General features: G+C 57.0%; 14 protein-coding genes. 7 read left to right on the top strand and 7 right to left on the bottom strand.

Going from position 1 to position 19,734, the window contains the following annotated elements; genetic code table 11:
* Positions 1 to 186 precede the first annotated feature (186 nt).
* Positions 187 to 558 (top strand): hypothetical protein, encoded by a 372-nt coding sequence (locus tag DES29_RS06230; RefSeq protein ID WP_021995117.1) that lies wholly within the window; start codon positions 187 to 189, stop codon positions 556 to 558.
* Between the two features lie 73 nt (positions 559 to 631).
* Here the strand turns inward: DES29_RS06230 and DES29_RS06235 are convergent, their stop codons facing one another.
* Positions 632 to 1,540 carry a radical SAM protein gene (locus DES29_RS06235; protein ID WP_005429908.1) on the bottom strand — a complete coding sequence of 303 codons (909 nt, stop codon included), beginning with the start codon at positions 1,538 to 1,540 and terminating at the stop codon, positions 632 to 634.
* A 185-nt stretch (positions 1,541 to 1,725) separates the two neighbouring features.
* On the opposite strand from DES29_RS06235, the gene DES29_RS06240 reads away from it, so the two are divergent.
* Positions 1,726 to 2,676, top strand: coding sequence for an AEC family transporter (locus DES29_RS06240; protein ID WP_113854612.1), 951 nt, complete (start codon positions 1,726 to 1,728; stop codon positions 2,674 to 2,676).
* A gap of 184 nt (positions 2,677 to 2,860) precedes the next feature.
* Here DES29_RS06240 and DES29_RS06250 read toward each other — a convergent pair whose 3' ends face one another.
* Positions 2,861 to 3,316 carry a putative toxin-antitoxin system toxin component, PIN family gene (locus DES29_RS06250; protein ID WP_021994905.1) on the bottom strand — a complete coding sequence of 152 codons (456 nt, stop codon included), beginning with the start codon at positions 3,314 to 3,316 and terminating at the stop codon, positions 2,861 to 2,863.
* Positions 3,313 to 3,582, bottom strand: coding sequence for a ribbon-helix-helix domain-containing protein (locus DES29_RS06255; RefSeq protein ID WP_021994904.1), 270 nt, complete (start codon positions 3,580 to 3,582; stop codon positions 3,313 to 3,315). Before DES29_RS06255 ends, DES29_RS06250 begins: the two co-directional genes overlap by 4 nt.
* A gap of 250 nt (positions 3,583 to 3,832) precedes the next feature.
* Here DES29_RS06255 and DES29_RS06265 point away from each other — a divergent pair, with 250 nt between their 5' ends.
* Positions 3,833 to 4,066: an AEC family transporter gene (locus tag DES29_RS06265; RefSeq protein WP_236578916.1), complete on the top strand. Its 234-nt coding sequence runs from the start codon at positions 3,833 to 3,835 to the stop codon at positions 4,064 to 4,066.
* Positions 4,067 to 4,151: 85 nt separating this feature from the next.
* Here DES29_RS06265 and DES29_RS06270 read toward each other — a convergent pair whose 3' ends face one another.
* Positions 4,152 to 5,582 (bottom strand): C69 family dipeptidase, encoded by a 1,431-nt coding sequence (locus DES29_RS06270; protein WP_113854614.1) that lies wholly within the window; start codon positions 5,580 to 5,582, stop codon positions 4,152 to 4,154.
* A 256-nt stretch (positions 5,583 to 5,838) separates the two neighbouring features.
* On the opposite strand from DES29_RS06270, the gene DES29_RS06275 reads away from it, so the two are divergent.
* Entirely contained in the window at positions 5,839 to 7,746 is a 1,908-nt protein-coding gene (locus DES29_RS06275) for an NAD(+) synthase (protein ID WP_021995123.1), read from the top strand.
* Positions 7,747 to 7,772: 26 nt separating this feature from the next.
* Here DES29_RS06275 and DES29_RS06280 read toward each other — a convergent pair whose 3' ends face one another.
* The 3 genes from DES29_RS06280 to DES29_RS06290 are packed head-to-tail and all read right to left on the bottom strand — an operon-like array spanning position 7,773 to position 10,655.
* Complete coding sequence (locus DES29_RS06280; protein ID WP_113854616.1) at positions 7,773 to 8,420, bottom strand: LolA family protein; 648 nt, start codon at positions 8,418 to 8,420, stop codon at positions 7,773 to 7,775.
* Positions 8,417 to 9,442 carry a lysophospholipid acyltransferase family protein gene (locus tag DES29_RS06285; protein WP_113854617.1) on the bottom strand — a complete coding sequence of 342 codons (1,026 nt, stop codon included), beginning with the start codon at positions 9,440 to 9,442 and terminating at the stop codon, positions 8,417 to 8,419. Before DES29_RS06285 ends, DES29_RS06280 begins: the two co-directional genes overlap by 4 nt.
* Positions 9,443 to 9,449: 7 nt before the next feature.
* Positions 9,450 to 10,655 (bottom strand): glycosyltransferase family 2 protein, encoded by a 1,206-nt coding sequence (locus tag DES29_RS06290; RefSeq protein ID WP_021995126.1) that lies wholly within the window; start codon positions 10,653 to 10,655, stop codon positions 9,450 to 9,452.
* A 270-nt stretch (positions 10,656 to 10,925) separates the two neighbouring features.
* Here DES29_RS06290 and DES29_RS06300 point away from each other — a divergent pair, with 270 nt between their 5' ends.
* The 3 genes from DES29_RS06300 to DES29_RS06310 all read left to right on the top strand — a co-directional run bounded on the left by DES29_RS06300 (position 10,926) and on the right by DES29_RS06310 (position 19,734).
* Positions 10,926 to 13,055 (top strand): cation:proton antiporter, encoded by a 2,130-nt coding sequence (locus DES29_RS06300; RefSeq protein WP_016474629.1) that lies wholly within the window; start codon positions 10,926 to 10,928, stop codon positions 13,053 to 13,055.
* A 323-nt stretch (positions 13,056 to 13,378) separates the two neighbouring features.
* Entirely contained in the window at positions 13,379 to 14,548 is a 1,170-nt protein-coding gene (locus tag DES29_RS06305) for a branched-chain amino acid aminotransferase (RefSeq protein ID WP_227059507.1), read from the top strand.
* A gap of 590 nt (positions 14,549 to 15,138) precedes the next feature.
* Positions 15,139 to 19,734 (top strand): glutamate synthase-related protein, encoded by a 4,596-nt coding sequence (locus DES29_RS06310; RefSeq protein ID WP_113854618.1) that lies wholly within the window; start codon positions 15,139 to 15,141, stop codon positions 19,732 to 19,734.

Below are 19,734 nucleotides of genomic sequence, written 5' to 3' on the forward strand. Positions count from 1 at the left end.
GACCCCTCTTCAACGCAAGAGAGATTAACCGTGTGTTACGCGCAAGGATAAATTTCCACTTAAACGCAACGAGAACTTTCCACCCCAATCAATGAGGAAAGGAAATGAAGAAATCAAAGTGGAAGAATTTGACGAAGGGACTATCTCAAGAAAGGAGCTCTTCGAAGATGATCACGGAAACCCAAGATGGTTAGAACGGAAGCGCTGAAATACATTCAGCTCTTGCATGAACGCGGGGAGGGCTCGCTCAAGATCAGCAAGCGGCTCGGCCTCTCGCGCAACACGGTGCGCAAATATCTGGCGCTCCTTGACAGCGGACAGCCCATCGTTTTGCGTGTCCAGCGAGCTCGCGCTTTGGATCCCTATGAAGAAGTGATCAAGAGACTGTTTGTCGACTGCCGCGGTCATTGCCCCAATCTCCAACGTCGATTAAAGGAGCAGCTGGGTTTGGCAGTGCAGCTGCGCACGCTGCAAAAGTTTTGTCAGCCCTGGCGCAAGATCGTGCTCACGCCGCAGGAACGCGCGGTACGTTATGAGGTCAACTTACCTGACCGTTGACAAACGTTTTAGGCGCAGTTTAACTGGATGACTTCAAGATACTGTATTGCGTTGAGAGTTAATGAAATTTAAGTTAACCCGCATCAGCCAGAACATGGTCGCCATTGAAGTTCGGGATGAATTTCGCCTCGGCCGTTTTCCCCACCTGCATGAAGCCCTTGGTAATGCCAATTTCATCTGCGTGACGAATAACTTTCTGATATTCAAGTGTTGTCAAGGGGCGATTAATCTCCGGATGCAGGCATGCTTTATAGATCGGCATGTATTGGTTCATGACAGAAACGAAAACATCATCGCCGAAAGTTTCATGAATCCAATCCAGGCAGCGGCAGCTGTCTCTCCATTGCCAGGGAAGAACCAGATGACGGATGATCATGCCTCGTTTTAAGAGACCGTCATCGCCAATCCTGGCAGGTCCCGTCATCGCGAACATCGTACGGATAGCTTCGGAGGCATATTCGAAATATTTCGGAACGCCAGAATATTTTTCACCCAGTCGACTGTCGAAATACTTGAGATCCGGCAGAAAGATATCCACCAAACCATCGAGCATCCTGAGCGTCTCAGGGAGCTCATAAGCGTTGGAATTGTATACAACTGGAAGTTTTAAGCCCTGAGCTTTGGCAGAGAGAAGCGCTTCACGAATTTGGCGGGTGTAATGACCGGGAGTCACCAGCTCAATGCATGATGCGCCGCGTTCAGCTTCTTCAAGAAAAATATCGGTGAGTCTGGCTGTGGTGACCTTGAGGCCTTTGCCCCCGGCGCTGATTTCATAGTTTTGACAAAAGCAGCACCGTAAATTGCAGTGTGAAAAGAAAACGGTGCCGGCACCGTTTCCGCTCTCAAGGATCGGTTCTTCCCAAGCGTGGAGACTGACCAGCGCGATCTCAACGTCATCAGTGGCGCGGCAGATGCTGCGCTTCAGACCTTGGGGGGTCGAACGGTCCGCGCCGCAGCGGCGAGGGCAAAGATTGCAGATCATGGCAAAAATGCAGATTCGTTGTGCGGCTGAGCATAAGCCGCAATCGGGTTTCTTATTATCGACTTCCAAAACCGATTTCGACCGGAATGGTATTCCTTTTCGAAGAGTCACGTATCTCCGCATGGCACGGCTTTGCCGCCATAGTGAGAATAGAGTAGTACGTCTTTATTTAACTGCCTGACATCATGGACAGCGTTGCGCTCATCGCACCTGATTTTTCGATCATTCTGCTGGGATTGCTGCTGCGGCTGAAGTTCGAATATTCAGAAGATTTCTGGAAACAGGCCGAACGGCTTGTTTTCTACGTGCTTTTCCCGCCGCTGCTCTTCACCTCCATCTCTGGGTCCAGCCTCTCGCTCGGAGAGTCTGCTGGGTTCCTCGCCGCAGGCATCGGGGCGATGCTGATCGGCGTCTGCGCGTCTTGGTGCATTCGCTATTTGGTGAAGGCTGATCCGGTCACCCATGCATCGCTCTTTCAATGCGGCTTTCGCTTCAACACTTATATTGGTTTTGCCCTTGCTTTGAAGCTTTTTGGTGACCAGGGTTTTGCACTTCTGGCACTTTTGATCGCTTTTTGGGTGCCGATTTCAAACACCATTGCGGTGAGTGCGCTCGCTGGTGCTGTGGCCAAACGTGATGCAGCCTTGGGAAAGCAGACAAAGGGCTCTGAGCCCAGCCTCATGGTTGTTACGGGCAAAGCGGTTGTCCAAAATCCGCTCATTATCGCTACGGTTCTTGGACTCTGCTGCAATCTTCTCGGCATCACAGTGCCCGCAACCGTCCATCACTTCTTAAAGGGACTTGGCAATGCGTCGCTGGCCATGGGGTTGCTTTGCATCGGTGCCGGTCTGCGCTTTGCAGCGCTTCGCGGAAGCTGGGGACTTATTCTCACCGGCGCCGTGCAAAGACTGATGCTTTTGCCGCTTGTCGCTTGGGGAGTGACAGCAGCCTGGGGACTGCCGCCGGCAGCGGCGGGAGTCGTCATTATTTTTGCGGCTCTGCCGACAGCACAGTCGTGCTATGTGATGACGGCCGCTATGCACGGCAACGCTCCGGCTGTTGCTGCCGCAACATCCCTGCAGACATTGACAGCAATAGTGACGCTGCCCATCTGGATTTCGCTTGCGATTCTTTGATTTAAGCATCGGGCAGAGAGCGGGTTTGCACCTTGCTCACTCGCACTCCACCGGACGAGCCGTTCGGCATCGGCGTTTTAAAGTTAAGCCGTGAATTCAGTGGTTAGGCCTTTAACGTTTCACCATGGTCCGCGTCCATTTACGGACGATTTCCATGCTTGTTCGCATGACATCCCTCTGCGTCTCAGCTCCCGTTCTCGGCCTTTGGGACGCTCCCATGCCAGCCTAAGTAACGCTCGGCAAATTGCGTAGCGGTGAGTATTTCTGTTGCACCTATTTGTTTACGATCAAGCAAGCCTGCGCGATGGTCACCGGTCACGAGGGTGTTTGCCGAACCGTATTCAGAAATTGCAATCAGAAAATTATCGTCAGGATCAAGAGCTTCTTCGGAGATTAATGCTCCGGGTTTGATAATTGTTGCCAAACTGCGCATCCGATTGATGATCAGTCCTACTTTGTGCGGTTGAAGAAAGGGCTGCAGATGCTTATAACGCGAGACTCGCCGCACTTCTTCGAGCTGCTCCTCTGAAGTGAGAAGCTCAAATCCTCCGGCGAGCCAGGATTGAAGGATCAGGTCAGGAGGATTGTGCGGAGAAATGAGCGCAGAGATCAGAACATTGGTATCAAGAACGACTTTCATTGAGGGTGTTCCTTCGCCCACATAACTCCATCCGCAATGATCTTGTCAAGATCGTCTTGTGATAGTCCGGAAGTACGCACCTCTTCCTTTGCTTCCTCGGCTAGCGAAGAAATGATGTAACGTGAAACTGCCTTCTGAACTAACGAGGAAAGAGCCCCTTTTTTCCCACCATGGGATGCAAGGTAGATTCGGGTTGCTTCATCAAAATCAGGCGGAACAGAAATGTTCCACTTCACATTTGAGTTGCAAATGACAGATTGAGTCATAGATGATCCTGACTTTTCAAGGTGGATATGCGTCTATCTTCCTATCATTATACCTTGGCTTGACAAGGTTTCCCGCCGAATATCTGCCAAGCTGCAAAGACGTGTCGTTATCTGTTTTTGATGACGCTTTCCTTCTGAGTTGGTTTTTGCTCGGAAGACTTCTTCTGCTCGCGCAAGGTTTGTACTGTGGCAAGAGCTTCAGATTCAACCGGTTGTAGCGCCTGCAAATGGGCTTTGGGATCGCAGGCGAGTGAAGTGGCATGGAATTGCTTTTGCCGCTTGGGGAGTGACGGCAGCCTGCGGACTGCCGCCGGCAGCGGCGGGAGTCGTCATTATTTTTGCGGCTCTGCCGACAGCACAGTCGTGCTATGTGATGACGGCCTCCATGCACGGCAATGCGCCGGCTGTTGCTGCTGCAACATCCCTGCAGACATTAGCAGCAATAGTGACGCTGCCCATCTGGATTTCGCTTGCGATTCTTTGATTCAAGCTATCAAAAAGAGCCGCTTTCGCGGCTCCAAAATCCTGCCGACAAACAACGTCTGCCGGCAGGGAAAACGAAACTGCAGTTAATCCTTGTTCTTGCGGTTCTTTGCAGGAACAAGCGCCTCAATATCGGCAGTGCGGATCGTGAAGAGTCGGCAGAGAAGCTTCTCGGCGAGGGCTTCGGCCTCAGCAATGATCTTCAGATTGAAGGCGTCAAGGTGACTGCGGGCAGCCGCTTCACTTGTAGCCTTAAGGGCCAGATACTCTTCTTCCATGCGCTGCTGGGCAGCAGATGTTTCAGCTTCGAAGGCCGCAAAGGCTTCATGTACGATCGGCGCAAGCTTCGGGTAGTCCGTCATGGCGAGCGTCTGCAGGCGGCGGAACTTCCAGTAGGCCGATTCCGTGTCGCACTGATCAGTTCCCTTGCTCCAGGATGCCGGAACTTGTGTGAGACCCGCATAGAAGGGAATGAAGACCGACAGATCAGCCATACCGACGGCGACATAGATGACTTGGCCGATTTCCTTGGGAAGCCACGGACGCACCTGCATGACGTGAGCTTCATACGTGCGGAAAACGCTGATCGGACGCCACGGTTCGTCGCCGCGCAGGCCGTGACCATACGGGTCATGCTCGGTGCCGGCAAAATGGTCGCGCATCAGCGCCTTGGCATCCTCAATGGTGCCCTTGCGCTCGGGCGTGAGGAACACGGGGAAACTGCGGCCGGCGTCAGGGTTCTGTTCAAGCGACGGATTGAGGCGCTTTTGCATGACCCAGACACGCGGGTCGTTATAAGTGCGGTCGCGGTCGTCGTCACGCGTATAGGCCTTGGAAAAATTGAATTCACCGTCGGTTTCGGGGTTGTAGAGTCCCTTTTCGACAGCAAATTCAACCAGGTTCTTCGAGGCCATCTGGTCGTCGGACGCCGGATCATAAGTTTGGAAGCGTCCCTGGTTGCCGGAGGCAAAATAGGTGTCGGCTGGGATACGCTGCGCAAGCCAGTGATGGCCGGAACCGGTTTCAAGGTACCAAACCTCGGTTTCGTCAACGAACGCTACGCCAAAACCTTCGCCGCACCCCTGCGCTTCAATGATGCGGCCAAGTTCTGCAGCGCCTTCGCGCGCGGTGCGGCAGCGGCAGAGCAGTACGTCGGCGATGTCGTCCTCGGTAATGCCCGTTTCCTTGACGTACGGATCAACGGCAAGTGCGGCTTCAGAGGCGAAGATCGATTCTGTGCCGGTGAGTCCCATGCCGGCTTCGTTGAAGCCGCAGGCACCGTGAAGCTGCGTCTTCCAGTTGGGAATCGTCGTATAGCGCAGGGAATTCTCCGGAAGCGGGTAGGTGAAGTCATTCACGCCGCCGTGCGCTTTGCAGCTGTAAAAACCGGTCTGACCCTGGCGGGCAGGATGAATGACGAAGTGCTGGGCTTTAAGCGAGGAGCTGTCGGCGCTGCGGGCGACGATGAATGAGCCGTCGGCGGAAGCCTTTTCGCCGAAAACGATGGTGGTGCACATGCTCTTTAAATATCTCCGCTTGTGTGGATTTTGATGTGGGCAGCTGCAGTGGTTGAACTGCGCAGCTGCGGTTGAGTTTAGCAAGTTCATGCCAAATGCCAATCCCGCAGTGAGGGTGATTTTTTGTGCAGTTTCACGGTTCGTCGGGGCTTAAGCTGCGGCGTATCCGGTTGGAACGTTAAGGCATTATTAGAATGCGCTGTGAGGTCGTCGGAAAGATCGCTCCGCGGCAGGATGTATACGAGAAGGAATGGTTATGAAGATCGGTGAGAACGCCACAGGGTTCATTAAAGCTGCGGCCGGTTCGCCTCGGGTGCATCCTGGAGAGCCTATGAAAAACGCAGCGGAAATCTGCTCGGTCATCGATCAGGCTGAAGCCCTCAAAGCGGATGTTCTGGTTTTGCCCGAACTGGTGCTCTCGGGATATACGGCAGCAGACCTCTTCTTGCGGGCGCCGCTTCTCGAAGGTGTTCTGACGGCGCTCGAATGCATTAAAGATCATCTGAAGCGGCCTGAATCCGAGGGACTCATCGTTGTCCTTGGAGCGCCGATTCGTGCGGATGGCCGGCTTTTTAACTGCGCCGTTTTCCTGCAAAACGGCCGGGTTTTAGGCATTGTTCCCAAGAGTCACCTGCCCAACTATCAGGAATTTTATGAAGCGCGCTGGTTTTCGCCCGCTTCTGAGGCGGTGAGCTGCACCGCGGAACTCTTGGGCGACACGGTTCCTTTCGGCACAGATCTGATCATCGAGTCAGCATCGGGTTTAGCGATCGCCGCAGAAATTTGTGAAGATCTTTGGGTTGCTCAGCCGCCCGCGGCAGCAGCGGCAGCGGCGGGAGCCAACGTTATCGTTAATCTTTCCGCTTCTAATGAAACGGCAGGCAAGGCGAAATTTCGCCGCGAACTCGTGCGTCTGCAGTCCGCACGGTCCATGTGCGCATACGTTTATGCATCTTCGGGCGAGGGTGAGTCGACAACGGATTTGGTTTTCTCCGGACATTTGCTCGCGGCCGCCGGCGGGCGCATCGCGGCGGAATCCATTTGGCAGACCGGCATGATTTCGGCCGATATCGATCTGGAGCGCATTGAGCTCGAACGCATTCGCTTTCGTTCATTTGCGCAGGGCGTTGAGACAAAGCCCTGCCGCCGCATTCATGCGGCGCCAACGCCCTCGGCACGCTCGGCACTGTGGCCCGCCAAGGTGGATCCGGCACCCTTTATTCCTAAAAACGCTGATCGCCGACGTGAGCGCGCCAGGGAAATTTTGCGCATGCAGTGCGCGGGACTGACGGAGCGATTGCGTAAGACCGGGATTGCCCGCGTTGTAATCGGGGTTTCCGGCGGTCTCGACAGTACGCTGGCGCTCCTCGTCGCGGCAGCGGCTATGGATGATCTCGGACGTCCGCGTTCGGACATCCTCGGCATCTCCATGCCGGGCTTTGGTACTTCATCGGGAACGCGTGCCAGTGCAGAGGCACTGATGCGGGGTCTTGGCATTGAATTCCGCACGATCGATATTCGTCCGGCTTGTCGGCAGCACTTTGCCGATATTGGGCATCCGGAAGATCGCTATGACGTGGTTTTTGAAAATGCTCAGGCGCGGGAACGCACGCAGATTCTCATGGATGTCGCCAATGCTGTGGGCGGACTCGTGCTGGGAACGTCCGATATGAGCGAGCTCGCTCTGGGCTGGGCCACTTTCAACGGCGACCATATGTCCATGTACGCGGTCAACGCCGGCGTGCCGAAGACGCTTGTGCAGTATTTGGTGCGCGTTTTCGGCGAGATGCATCCTGAGCTTGAAGAGGTGCTGGCGGGCGTACTCGCAACGGAGATTAGTCCGGAACTGTTGCCGCCCGATGCCGCCGGACGCATTCAGTCAACTGAAGCTGCGCTCGGCCCCTATGCGCTTCATGACTTCTTCCTCTATCACGTGATGAAGTCGGGCTTTGCCAGAGCCAAAATTGAAACGCTTGCGGCGATTGCCTTTCCAGAGGTTGACAAAGCTTTGCTCAGCAAAACCGCGGCAACTTTCTTCCGTCGGTTCTATGCGCAGCAGTTTAAGCGCAGCAGTATGCCCGACGGCCCCAAGATCGGATCTGTGGCGCTCTCGCCGAGAGGTGATCTGCGGCTGCCTTCGGATCTCGGGCCCATTGAATCCTGAGGCCGCGCCGGATCGGCTTCGTGCGCTCAGCGTTCAACGGTCACATTGGAAAAGAGCACGACGGTTTCGTCTCCCTGAGGTCCCGTCATGGTGAGTTTTTCCAAATAGCTGCCTGCTTCGGCTTGGATGTGCTTGACCACCTGGGCGAGTTCGGGTGATTTGGGATTGGCTGAAATGTGAACTCGTCCTTCTGACTGAGCGGCGCTGACCGCAAAAAGGTCGGAGAGTGCATCGAATCGGCCGCCCATTACGCTCGTCAGCAGCGTGCAGATTCGGCCGACTGCAGGAATTTCAGTGGCAGTGAGTGCCTGCTTCTCGCCGGCGGCTTCCAGAAATACGCCTTCGGGCGTGACCTTCATGAGTGAGGCAAAGGGTGTTTGCGTCTGCCACACGAGGCTCTCACCCTCGAGCGTGAAATGTCCTCGGCTCAGCATGGGTTTGGGAAAGCCCGGCACTGAGCGGCGTTCTTCAAAGGTTCCTTCAACACGCTTGGCAGCCAAGGGGGCGAGGAGCGCTCGTACGTCGGCAGAAAGCGCCCCGTCTTGCAGTGTCTGCGCGGCCGGTGAAATATCTGCGCCCTTCGCGGCATGAACGTATCCGCCCAAGCCAATCGCAAGAACGGCAGGAATAACGGCTCCAGAGGCTATTCGGATAAAGTGAGCGGCTGCTTTCAAGAGAGACTCTCCCAGAAATCGTAATAGTTGGCCCAGTCGAGCGGAGAGGACTTAAGTTCCTCTTCAAGATGCATGGCATAGCGGGCCGCCATGTTTTGGAGGTGCTCTGCGCGAGCTTTGCGCGGAATAGGGCCGCCAGGGGCGAGCTCAAAGAACTTGACGCGGTAGCGTCGTTCTTTTGCCTTCGGGCGCGTGCAGACCATCATGCGAAGCGGCAGGCCAAGCAGGTCGGCGAGCAGTGCGCCGCCCGTAGGAAAGCGGGCAGGGCTGCCAAAGAAAGGGACGGCTTGGGAAGCCTCGGATCCCATCGGCGTTCGGTCGCCTGCCAAAACAATATAAGCGCCTTGGGAAGCACGGTCCGCAAGCTCCATGACGAGCGCGGGCGAGAGCGCAGAGCCGATTTCAAAGAGTTCGACTTGCGGCGGCCGTGCGCCGGCACGTTCGAGGAGCTCATTAAACCGTCTGGCATGCCCGGTATGCTGCAGGATCACAATGGGGTGGCTGCTGTAGGCGGGCGATGCCTGAGAGAGGAGTTCCTGGCACCCAGTGTGCGACGTGAGAATGACGCATCCCGCTTTAGGCGCATCTTTGCGAAAGGGCTCGTCTCCGCTCACCTCGAGCGCTGCCAAATGGTCTTCCCCCGAAAGCGCACAGAATTTTTCAAGAATAGCCAGCGAAAACCGCTCCAGCTGGGCCAATCCGGAACGGGCGGATGGGGCCGATGTGCCGAAATCATTGAGGAGAAAGGGAGCTGCTCGGTCGACTCGCTGCTGATAGTCGCAGACGACTGCCCTCAGACGGGGAGAGGAGAACCAGTAGACGGCATTCACCATCCGCAAAACTATTCTGAAGGGCAGAGCGCCGCAATGGCGGTGAATGAAAAGCAGGATGCGGATGCCGAGTACGCTGGTGCGTTCGGTCAAAGTCGGCCATTCCGGCAGCTTGCTGGAATGAAGAGGCTGCCGGTGCTTTTCTTCGTCATTGGAGAGGTCTGCCGCCCTCGAGGGAGTGAGTCGAGACATCCAGAGTTCAGATTGAGCGGTCCGAGGATCCCGGTCGGTCAACCGCTTCCTGCTCGATTTGGGCCAATGCACGATCCGCGTTTCGTTTGGCAACCGTTGCGGCATGAAAGGCGCGCCGTGCCCGTTCATTTTCTTCGGGCGTCATAGGCGGACGTTTAGGGGCAGCTTTGGCCTGGGGCTTCACGGACGCGGCTGCCGGCTGAGCGGTTTTCGGCGCTTTGGAGGGCGGGACCGTTTTGCCTTTAGGCATGGAGCAGCAGGACTTTCTTGAACTCGACGGACACTCGCATTCAGCCGTCCAGCCGAAGATACGCGACCACAAGATGATCGGCATGCGCGTAGCCATTTGCAGGAAGAGCCGGCTGTGCATCCAGCTGATGCGCATGGTGTCCTTAAACGGCGCATAGTGACTGACGCCGTCTTTGGGGTAGGTGACGGCAACGGGAACATTTTTCACCCGCACGCCAGCCCAAAGGAGGCGCACCAAAATTTCCGGATCAAACTCCATACGGCGTCCGATGCGGGCGTTTTCGCAGATGGCGAGCGCAGAGTCCAGAGGATAGATCCGCAAGCCGCACATTGCATCCCCAAAGGACAAGGAAAGACTGTTGACGGAGCACCAGAAGTTTGTTACCCGTCGGCCCCACTTGCGAGCGGGCGGCGCAGAGGCGTCAAACTGCGGCGTGCCGCAGATCAGGGCGTGCGGGAATTTCTGCGCGAGGCGAATCAAATTCGGCACCGCGCTGAAATCGAGCTGCCCGTCGGCATCAATCTGCAGCACATGCGTGTAGCCCATGCGGACGGCGGCTTTAAAACCGACAATGACGGCAGCGCCTTTGCCCTGATTGAAGGGCTGATGGATCACCTTCACCTGAGGGGCGGCGAGACGATCGCAGAGACTCTTGGTGGGTTCGTGTGAGCCGTCATCAACGACAATGACAGGAAGCGCAAGCTGTCGAAGCGACTGTACGACGGATTCGAGCTTGGCCGGCTGGTCATATACCGGAATAACGGCAACAATTTGAATTTGCGGCCGCTGAGTCGGTGATGCCGTGCAGGGCGACTGGCGGATGCCGGAACGCGCGGCTGCCACAGCAGCTGCGGGAGTGCCGATGCCTGCCGCGCCGACGGGCTTAATTTGAACTTTTTGCGATGCTTGAGCCGGGGACCCCCCGGGCTCGGACTGCAGTTGATCTTCCGTCGATTCGGTCATATTGCTGCGGGCGCAATGCACGGAATCCAGAAGGGACAAGCGATGCGCAGGCTGGTAATGATGTTCGAGACGGGATTTTACGTTTTTATGACGCTTCGGGCTAGGGCAATATGGGTGTTGGAGAGGTTTCCCGAGGAACTTAAGCAACAGATTTCTATTCTTTGCTTTATTGGCGGATGCATACACGAAATAGCTTAAGCGTCAAAGGTATACTTCCAAATTCGTCACCTGCAGCCGCAGATCACCAACTCCATCCCCATCGAGCCGCTAATGGACCATTCGCTGCCTTTGATTTCGACGCTGGTTATCGCTTTTTCACTTGCGCTTGTCTTCGGCTTTATTGCCGAACGTGTCTTCCGATCACCAGCTCTCGTGGGTTATCTGCTCGCGGGCATTGCGGCGGGCAAGTACACGCCCGGCGTCGTTGCGGATGCTGCGCTCGCCTCGCAGCTCTCGGAAATCGGTGTGATGCTGCTGATGTTCGGCGTCGGCCTTCACTTTTCGCTCAAAGATCTTTGGTCTGTCAAAAGTGTTGCGGTGCCGGGCGCTGTTTTGCAGATGACCATTGCCACAGTGCTTGGAGCCTGCTTTGCGCACTGGTTCTTTGATCGGCACTGGGCGGAAGCCATCGTGCTTGGCGTATCGCTTTCGTGCGCTTCGACCGTAGTGCTCCTAAAGGCACTTGACGTGCGCGGCAAACTGACGAGTCCCGACGGACGCATTGCGGTGGGCTGGCTGGTGGTCGAAGATATTGCCACCGTGCTCATCCTCGTGCTGCTGCCGCCCTTTGCCAATCTGATGATGCCGGGGACGCCTGGGGCTTCGACGCGTCTGGCCAATGCCGACATTCTCTGGATGATCGGTCAGACGCTTTTCAACGCCGCGCTTTTTGTGGCCGTCATGCTCGTCGTCGGCCGCCGAGTGCTGCCTTGGGCCATGGGGCAGGTTGCCCGTACGGGGTCGCGCGAACTCTTCACGCTCTTTGTACTGGCCGCAGCGGTCGGCGTCGCCTACGGCGCATCGGAAATCTTCCATGTGAGTTTTGCGCTGGGGGCCTTCTTTGCCGGCATGGTGATGCGTGAAAGCCGCTTTGCGCATCGTGCGGCGACGGAATCGCTGCCGCTGCAGGACGCCTTCTCCGTACTCTTCTTTGTCGGCGTCGGCATGCTCTTTGACTGGCATATCCTGCTCGAGTCCCCGCTTGAGGTTTTAACCGTTCTGCTGATTATTCTCTTCGGCAAATCGATTGGTGCATTCGGTCTCGTTTATTTCATGCGTTATCCGCTCCATACCGCCATGATTGCGGCGGTCGCGCTGGCGCAGATCGGTGAATTCTCCTTCATTTTGATCGGTCAGGCGGTAGAGCTTGGCTTGGCGGATATGTCGACGGTTAATCTCGTTGTGGCCGGCGCCATTCTTTCAATCGCGCTGAATCCAGGACTTTTCTGGGCAGAGCCGCACATCAGCCGCTGGCTGACCTCTCGATTTGCTTGGGCCAGACGCGCAGCAATGCGCCACGCGCCTTATGAATCCCTTCCTGCCGATACGGAGGCCGAAAAGCTTCAGGGACAGGCTGTCGTGGCTGGTTCCGGACCTCTTCTGGATCGCCTTGCGGTGTCCCTCGAAGAAAGCGGTATTCCGGTTGTTGCAGTGAGTTCTGATGAAGCCAACGCCAAAGCGCTCGACGATCGCAAGATCTCTGTCGTTTTGGGGGATCCGAGTACTGAGGAGACATGGATTCACGCGCATTTGCATAACGCCAAGCTGCTGGTGCTGCTCGAATCGGGTGCGGAGTCACTGCGCATTGCCGAGGCCGCTCGACGTGTTTCGCCCAATCTGCCCATTGTGGTGGCCGCTACGTCTCGCGGCATTTGGCCGGAAGTGAAGATGGAGAAGGTGACTTTTCTTTCGACCGTTGAGGCTTCTGCGCGCTTGATTTCCGCTCAGACGGCCGCCGCTATGCGCGCAGATATCACGCTCGGCAATCCGGTTTGCAAGGGAGATGTTGAGGCTGCAGCTGCAGAGGCGGCCCGACAGAGTGAAGCACAGGCACGAGCTGAAGCCGGCCCGGGTGCAGATACGACGGATGAGATGGAAGGCGCGGCTGCTGAAGATGCTGCCGAGGCAGATGCGCAGGAAGAAGCCGCTCAAAAATCAGCTAAGTGGAGTGTTTCGCGTTTCTCCGGATTGAATAAGCTCAAGGGTGTTTTTAAGCGCTCAAAGCCTGCAGCAGGGGATCAGCCGACGGAACCGGCGAAACCTGCGGAAGCTGCTCAGCCCGCCGATGCCGCATCAGCGAATGCTGCTTCAGACACCGTCCCTGAGGTCGATTCGCCGGAGCCGGCGGCGGCTCAAGTGAAGGCAGAAGCTGAAACGCCCAAACCTGCTGACAAATCCTAAGCAGCCTCTCTTTGAAGGCAAGCAATGAAAAAAGACCGCACGGAGGATGACTCTGCTGCGGTCTTTCGCATTTTGGCCAGTCCGATGAGGCTCGCGGCAGCGGGCAAAGGTCGGTATGCCTGAGCTGCGTCTCTTTGGAAACCGCTTGGCCGATTCGATTCAGTTGATGCAAAAAACGATATAGAACAATCAAATTGCATTGAAAAACAAGGAAACATTATTGAGGAAAAGGGCGGAATGCGCAAAAAATGGCTTCGATTCGCTTTAAGCTCAATCTGCTAGTGGAAAAGCCCTAAAAGCCTCGTTAGACGGCCCGAACTCGGGTGATAGGATTTTTGACATGCTTCAAACGGCCTCCTCACCTGCAGGAGGCTCGTCAAGCAGAACGATTTTTTTCTCCGCCCGAGCGTCGGCGGCCGACCCACAGACGGACGGCGGAGCGTATTTACTCTTCGGATGAAGCCAAAATGGAAAAAAAGAACATCGACTGGGCGAAGCTCGGCTTTGCCTATACCCCGACGGACTACCGTTATCAGGATGAGTGGGAAAACGGCGCTTGGGAAGGCGGCAAGCTCATCACTGACAAGCACATCTCGCTGCTGGAGTCCGCCTGCGTCTTCCATTATTCCCAGAGCTGTTTCGAAGGTCTGAAGGCTTATACGACAAAGCAGGGCAAGATCGTCACCTTCCGTCCGGATATGAACGCCGAACGCATGTACAACACGGCCGCCCGTCTGGAAATGCCGAGCTATCCGAAGGAAAAGTTCGTTGAGGCCGTGCTCGAAACCGTCCGCGCGAATGCCGCTTGGGTGCCGCCTTACGGCACGGGCTGCTCGCTCTACATCCGTCCGTTCATGATCGGCTCCGGCCCGCAGATTGGTGTGGCACCGGCCCCGTCCTTCCTTTTCCGCATTTTTGTAATGCCTGTGGGCGCCTACTATAAGGGCGCAGTGAAGCCCCAGAAGCTCGTGGTGTCGGATTGGGACCGTGCGGCCCCGCACGGCACCGGCGACATCAAGGCCGGCCTTAACTACGCCATGAGCTTGCACCCGACGATGGATGCGCACCGCGCCGGCTATGCTGAAAACCTCTATCTGGATCCGCAGACGCGTACTTACGTTGAAGAGGCCGGCGGCGCCAATGTTCTCTTCGTCGATAAGGACGACAACCTGATCGTTCCGAAGAGCACGTCGATTCTGCCGTCCATCACCCGCCGCTCGCTCGTTTATGTTGCCGAACACTACCTCGGTCTGAACGTGATTGAGCGCAAGGTGCGTTTCGACGAAGTCAAGGACATGAAGGAATGCTGCCTCTGCGGCACGGCTGCCGTCATCGCCCCTGTCGGCCTCATTCATACGCATGAAGGCGACATCGTTCTGCCTTCCGGCATGGATAAGATGGGCGAAATCAGCGGTCGTCTGCGTAAGACGCTGACCGGCATTCAGGACGGCGAAATTGAAGCGCCTGAAGGCTGGATCCGCGAAGTCTGCTAATAGAAGCTGCGCTTCATCCGGCTTCTCGAGAACCTTTCTCTGCCCCAAGCAAACCGCTGCGGCGGCAGCTCAGGGCTGAAAGGATTCTCAAAAGGCTCCCTGGCGACACGGTCGTTGGGGAGTTTTTTTCGCTTGGATTCCTTTCTCTCGCCGTCCTCGAATGATCCGCCGGCGCGAAGTGAAAAAGACCTTTAAAGCAGTCGTTCATCCGCCCTGCGGATACCGACTTTTGGGATGAGGAAAATGCCTGAGGAGGTAAGGTAAACCACTCAAAAGCACAACTCCCGATTTCGTATTATTTGTGATGGATCAAATCGAACTCTCCAATCCACGCGCCTGCAAGACGCTTACGCTTCGTCAACTCGAGCATTCTTCAGTAAGAACCCCGAGACACGGCCGCCGACCTCCCCGCTGAGCGCGACCGCGATCTCTACGACAAACCGTCTGCCCTTCGGAAAGCACTTGAGGAACCTTGGCTCTTAAAAGCTTTCGGCTCTCAAAGGCGTCCTCGGAAAACGCCGCTCTCTTTGAAGGCGCAGCACGACGCGGGGCGGTCGATTTAGACGGCCGCATCCCGAGGAAGATGAAACATGACGAATTCCTGCGGCTTGTACCGAAGCGAATTTGAGCACGACGCCTGCGGCGTCGGCTTCATTGCGCACATCAAGGGCCAAAAGAGCCACAGCATCGTGAGTCAGGCGCTCGACGTACTGAAGAATCTGCGGCACCGCGGCGCTGTAGGCGCTGATCCCCTGCAGGGCGACGGTGCGGGCATCTTGATTCAGATACCCGATCAGCTCTATCGCGACGATATGATGAATCAGGGCGTGAAGCTCCCGCCCGCCGGCGAATACGGCGTCGGCATGGTCTTCCTTCCGCAGGAGGCGGCTTCTCGTCATGCCTGCGAAGAGGAAATTGAACGTGCTGTTGCGGCCGAAGGCCAAATGATTCTCGGCTGGCGTGACGTGCCGATTGACCGTTCCATGCCCATGTCGCCCGTCGTTCGCGAAAAAGAGCCGGTCATTCGTCAGGTGTTCATCGGCCACAGCCCGGATGTGCTGGTGACCGACGCGCTCGAGCGCAAGCTCTACATCATCCGCAAGCGCTCCTCCATTGCTATTGCGAATCTGCATCTAAAGCACTGCAAAGAGTTCTATATCTGTTCGTGCTCGGCGCGCACCGTGGTCTATAAGGGACAGCTCTTGGCCACACAGGTCGGCATCTACTACCGTGACCTGCAGGACGCTCGCTGCATTTCCGCTCTGGCGATGATTCACCAGCGCTTTTCAACCAACACTTTCCCGCAGTGGCAGCTCGCTCATCCCTTCCGCTACATCGCTCACAACGGTGAAATCAATACGCTGCGCGGCAACTTCAACTGGATTCTCGCGCGCGAAAAGCACATTTCGTCGCCGGTCCTCGGCGACGATCTCAAAAAGCTCTGGCCGCTCATTTTCCAAGGTCAAAGCGACTCGGCATCCTTTGACAATGCGTTCGAGCTTTTGACCATGGCGGGCTACTCGCTTGCCCAGGCCGCCTTGATGCTGATTCCGGAAGCCTGGGAAAAGAACAAGACCATGAATCCTCGGCTGCGGGCGCTTTACGAATACAACGCTGCCATGATGGAACCCTGGGACGGACCGGCGGCGGTCGCTTTCACCAACGGCCGTCAAATCGGCGCGATTCTCGACCGCAACGGTCTGCGTCCGGCGCGATATCTGGAGACGAAAGACGATTTGGTGATCCTCGCGTCAGAGTCGGGCGCCGCGGTGATCGACGAAAGCCGCATCCGCCGCCGCTGGCGTCTGGAGCCGGGCAAGATTCTCTTGCTCGACCTTGAGCAGGGCCGCATTATCGGCAATGACGAGGTGAAGGGTTCGCTCGCTGCGCAGCATCCCTATCGCGAATGGATCGACAAGATCCGCATCCGTCTCGACGATATTCCGCAGACGCCTGCCTCTGCTCCGCTTTTGCTCGGACGCAATGAACTCATGCGCGTCTTTGGCTTCAGCCGTGAGGACGTGGAACGCATTCTCAAGTCCATGGCCTATCAAGGTCAGGATCCGGTGATGTCCATGGGCAACGATGCGCCGCTTGCCTGCCTGTCCGAGCGTCCGCAGATGCTCTACGACTATTTCCGGCAGCTTTTTGCTCAGGTGACCAATCCGCCGATCGATCCGATCCGTGAAGCGATGGTGACGTCACTCGTGTCGTTCATTGGTCCCCGTCCGGACCTCCTGAACATCATGGCCGTGAACCCGCCCGTTCGTCTCGAAGTGGAGCAGCCCGTGCTCACCGGCGCACAGATGGAACGTATTCGTGCCATCGCGGACTTTACCGACGGGAAGTTCCATTCCAAAGAGATCGACATTACCTATCCGCTTGCGTGGGGACGCGAAGCAATTGAAGCGCGTCTGGCAAGCATTCGCGCCGCAGCGGTCGATGCGGTCCGCAGCGGCATCAACATTCTGATTCTCACGGACAGGAAAGTTTCGCGTGAACGCGTGGCCATTCCGGCGCTTCTCGCCACTTCGGCCGTGCACCAGTGTCTCGTGGAAGAAGGGCTCCGTACGAGTACTGGTCTCGTGGTCGAAACCGGGTCAGCGCGATCCGTTCATGACTTTGCCGTACTCGGCGGCTATGGCGCTGAAGCGGTGCATCCCTATCTCGCGCTCGCGGTGGTGGAGTCGCTCGCCAAGAACGAGGAAGAGCGCGCAAAGTATGTCGACAACTATCTGCACGCCATCATGAAGGGTCTCAATAAGATCATGGCGCGCATGGGCATTTCGACCTACATGTCTTACATCGGCGCACAGATCTTCGAGGCCGTGGGCCTCAAAAAGAGCTTCATCGATCAGTATTTCACCAATACGCCGAGTCCAGTGGAGGGGCTCGATCTCTTTGATGTCGCCGGAGAAGCCGTAACCGTTCATAAGTGCGCTTTTGAAGCCATCGAGCGCAAGGTGATTCCGCTCGCTGCGGGCGGTCAGTACATGTATCGTCAAGGGGGTGAGCACCATCTCTGGACGCCCGACGCGGTCGTGCATCTGCAGCGCGCCGTGCGTGAAGGCAGCTGGGCGGAGTACCAGACCTATGCCGGGCTCATCAACAATCAGGCCCGGGATCTTCTCACCATTCGCGGACTCTTTGAGTTCGTGCCGGGCAAGGCCATACCGCTCGAGTCCGTTGAAAGCGAAGCGTCAATCATTCGCCGTTTCTCCACGGCTGCGATGTCTGTCGGCGCCATTTCCACCGAAGCTCACGTGACGATGGCGGTGGCGATGAACCGTATGAAGGGTGCCAGCAACTCCGGCGAAGGCGGTGAAGACGTTCGACGCAATGCCCCGGTGACGACAGAAACGTCGCTCAGAGCGATTCTCGGCGACGATGTCGAAGTGGATTATCCCCTGCACCCGGGCGACAGCCTGCGCTCCCGCGTTCGGCAGGTTGCTTCAGGGCGTTTCGGCGTCACGACGGACTACCTGGCTCACGGCGACCTTATTCAGATCAAAATGGCTCAGGGTGCGAAGCCCGGTGAAGGCGGGCAGCTCCCGGGCAAGAAAGTGTCGAAATATATCGGCATGCTCCGCCATTCGCTGCCGGGCGTCGGGCTGGTTTCGCCTCCGCCGCACCACGACATCTATTCGATCGAGGATTTGGCTCAGCTCATTCTCGACCTCAAGTACGCCAATCCGCATGCCGGCATCGGCGTCAAGCTGGTTTCTCAGGCCGGCATCGGCACGGTGGCCGCCGGCGTGGCCAAGTGCAAGGCAGACCACATTGTGGTTTCCGGACATGACGGCGGCACCGGCGCGGCTCCGGCGACCTCCATTAAGCACGCCGGCAGCGCGTGGGAAATCGGGCTCGCAGAAGTGGAGCAGACGCTCGTCATGAATAATCTCCGCGGCCGTGTACGGCTGCAGGTGGACGGGCAGATCAAGACCGGCCGAGACGTTGTGATCGGCGCCATGCTCGGCGCTGATGAATTCGGCTTCGGAACGACGCCGCTCGTGGCGATGGGGTGCCTGATGATGCGCAAGTGTCAGAAGAACACCTGCCCGGCCGGCATTGCGACTCAGGATCCGGCGCTTCGCCGGCAGTTCGTGGGACGCCCGGAACATGTGGAGAATTACTTCCATTTTGTTGCTCGGGAAGTGCGCGAAATCATGGCGCAGCTCGGCGTGGCGAAATTTGATGATCTGATCGGTCATGTGGAATACCTTCGCAAGCGTTCGGGACTCGACGGCCTGAAGGCCGCGAAGCTATCGCTCGAAAAGATCCTCTATAAGCTCCCCAATCCGAAGGGCTTCCCGCTGCTCTCGACGGAGCCGCAGGATCATGAGCTCGAGAAGGCCTTTGACCTTCGCTATGCTGCCGAGCTTTCTGAAGCGCTGAAGGCTAAGCGCCCGATGCGGGTGCAGACCCGCGTCGGCAATACCGACCGCGCCGTCGGCACGATGCTTTCGGGCATTGCCGCGCAGGAAGCTCAAGGGGAACTGCCCGACGACTTCGCGCTCTTTGAGCTTGTGGGGACGGCGGGTCAGAGCTTCGGCGCTTTCCTCGGCAAAGGCGTTTCGCTTCGTCTGACGGGCGGCGCCAACGACTACGTCGGCAAGGGGCTCTCCGGCGGCTCGATCGCTGTGAAAAAGAGCCCGTCGTTTGACGGCCGCCCGAACGAGAACGTCATTGCCGGCAATGCTTGTCTCTACGGCGCTACATCCGGCGAGGCATTCATTTCCGGCGTCGTCGGCGAACGCTTTGCTGTGCGCAATTCCGGGGCATCGACGGTTGCAGAAGGGTGCGGCGACCACGGCTGCGAATACATGACGGGCGGCACGGCAGTCATTCTCGGACGAACCGGCCGAAACTTCGCGGCGGGCATGTCGGGAGGCATCGCTTATGTCTGGGATCCCAACGATGAGCTGGCCGAAAAAATGAGTGACGGTGCCTTTGAGCTTTCGCATGTGCTTCCTGCTGCCGAACAGGGCTCCGATGAGCCGCTCCATTACGGTCAGAAGGATGAAGTGCTCTTAAAGCGCCTCGTTGAACGCCATGCTGAACTCACCGGCAGTCCGACGGCGCGTGAGATGCTCGCCGACTGGCCGGCAGCGCTCGGCCGGTTTACGAAGGTGTTCCCGCTCGAATACAAGCATGCTCTTGCGAGCCTCAAGAAGGAGGAGAACTGA

The sequence above is a fragment of the Sutterella wadsworthensis genome (genome assembly GCF_003315195.1).
GTDB lineage: Bacteria > Pseudomonadota > Gammaproteobacteria > Burkholderiales > Burkholderiaceae_F > Sutterella > Sutterella wadsworthensis.

Coding starts and splice junctions, on each gene's coding strand:
- DES29_RS06240 (WP_113854612.1), top strand. CDS start 1,726: ATGGACAGCGTTGCGCTCATCGCACCTGATTTTTCGATCATTCTGCTG.
- DES29_RS06275 (WP_021995123.1), top strand. CDS start 5,839: ATGAAGATCGGTGAGAACGCCACAGGGTTCATTAAAGCTGCGGCCGGT.
- DES29_RS06270 (WP_113854614.1), bottom strand. CDS start 5,582: ATGTGCACCACCATCGTTTTCGGCGAAAAGGCTTCCGCCGACGGCTCA.
- DES29_RS06310 (WP_113854618.1), top strand. CDS start 15,139: ATGACGAATTCCTGCGGCTTGTACCGAAGCGAATTTGAGCACGACGCC.
- DES29_RS06285 (WP_113854617.1), bottom strand. CDS start 9,442: ATGTCTCGACTCACTCCCTCGAGGGCGGCAGACCTCTCCAATGACGAA.
- DES29_RS06255 (WP_021994904.1), bottom strand. CDS start 3,582: ATGACTCAATCTGTCATTTGCAACTCAAATGTGAAGTGGAACATTTCT.
- DES29_RS06250 (WP_021994905.1), bottom strand. CDS start 3,316: ATGAAAGTCGTTCTTGATACCAATGTTCTGATCTCTGCGCTCATTTCT.
- DES29_RS06230 (WP_021995117.1), top strand. CDS start 187: ATGGTTAGAACGGAAGCGCTGAAATACATTCAGCTCTTGCATGAACGC.
- DES29_RS06300 (WP_016474629.1), top strand. CDS start 10,926: ATGGACCATTCGCTGCCTTTGATTTCGACGCTGGTTATCGCTTTTTCA.
- DES29_RS06290 (WP_021995126.1), bottom strand. CDS start 10,655: ATGACCGAATCGACGGAAGATCAACTGCAGTCCGAGCCCGGGGGGTCC.
- DES29_RS06235 (WP_005429908.1), bottom strand. CDS start 1,540: ATGATCTGCAATCTTTGCCCTCGCCGCTGCGGCGCGGACCGTTCGACC.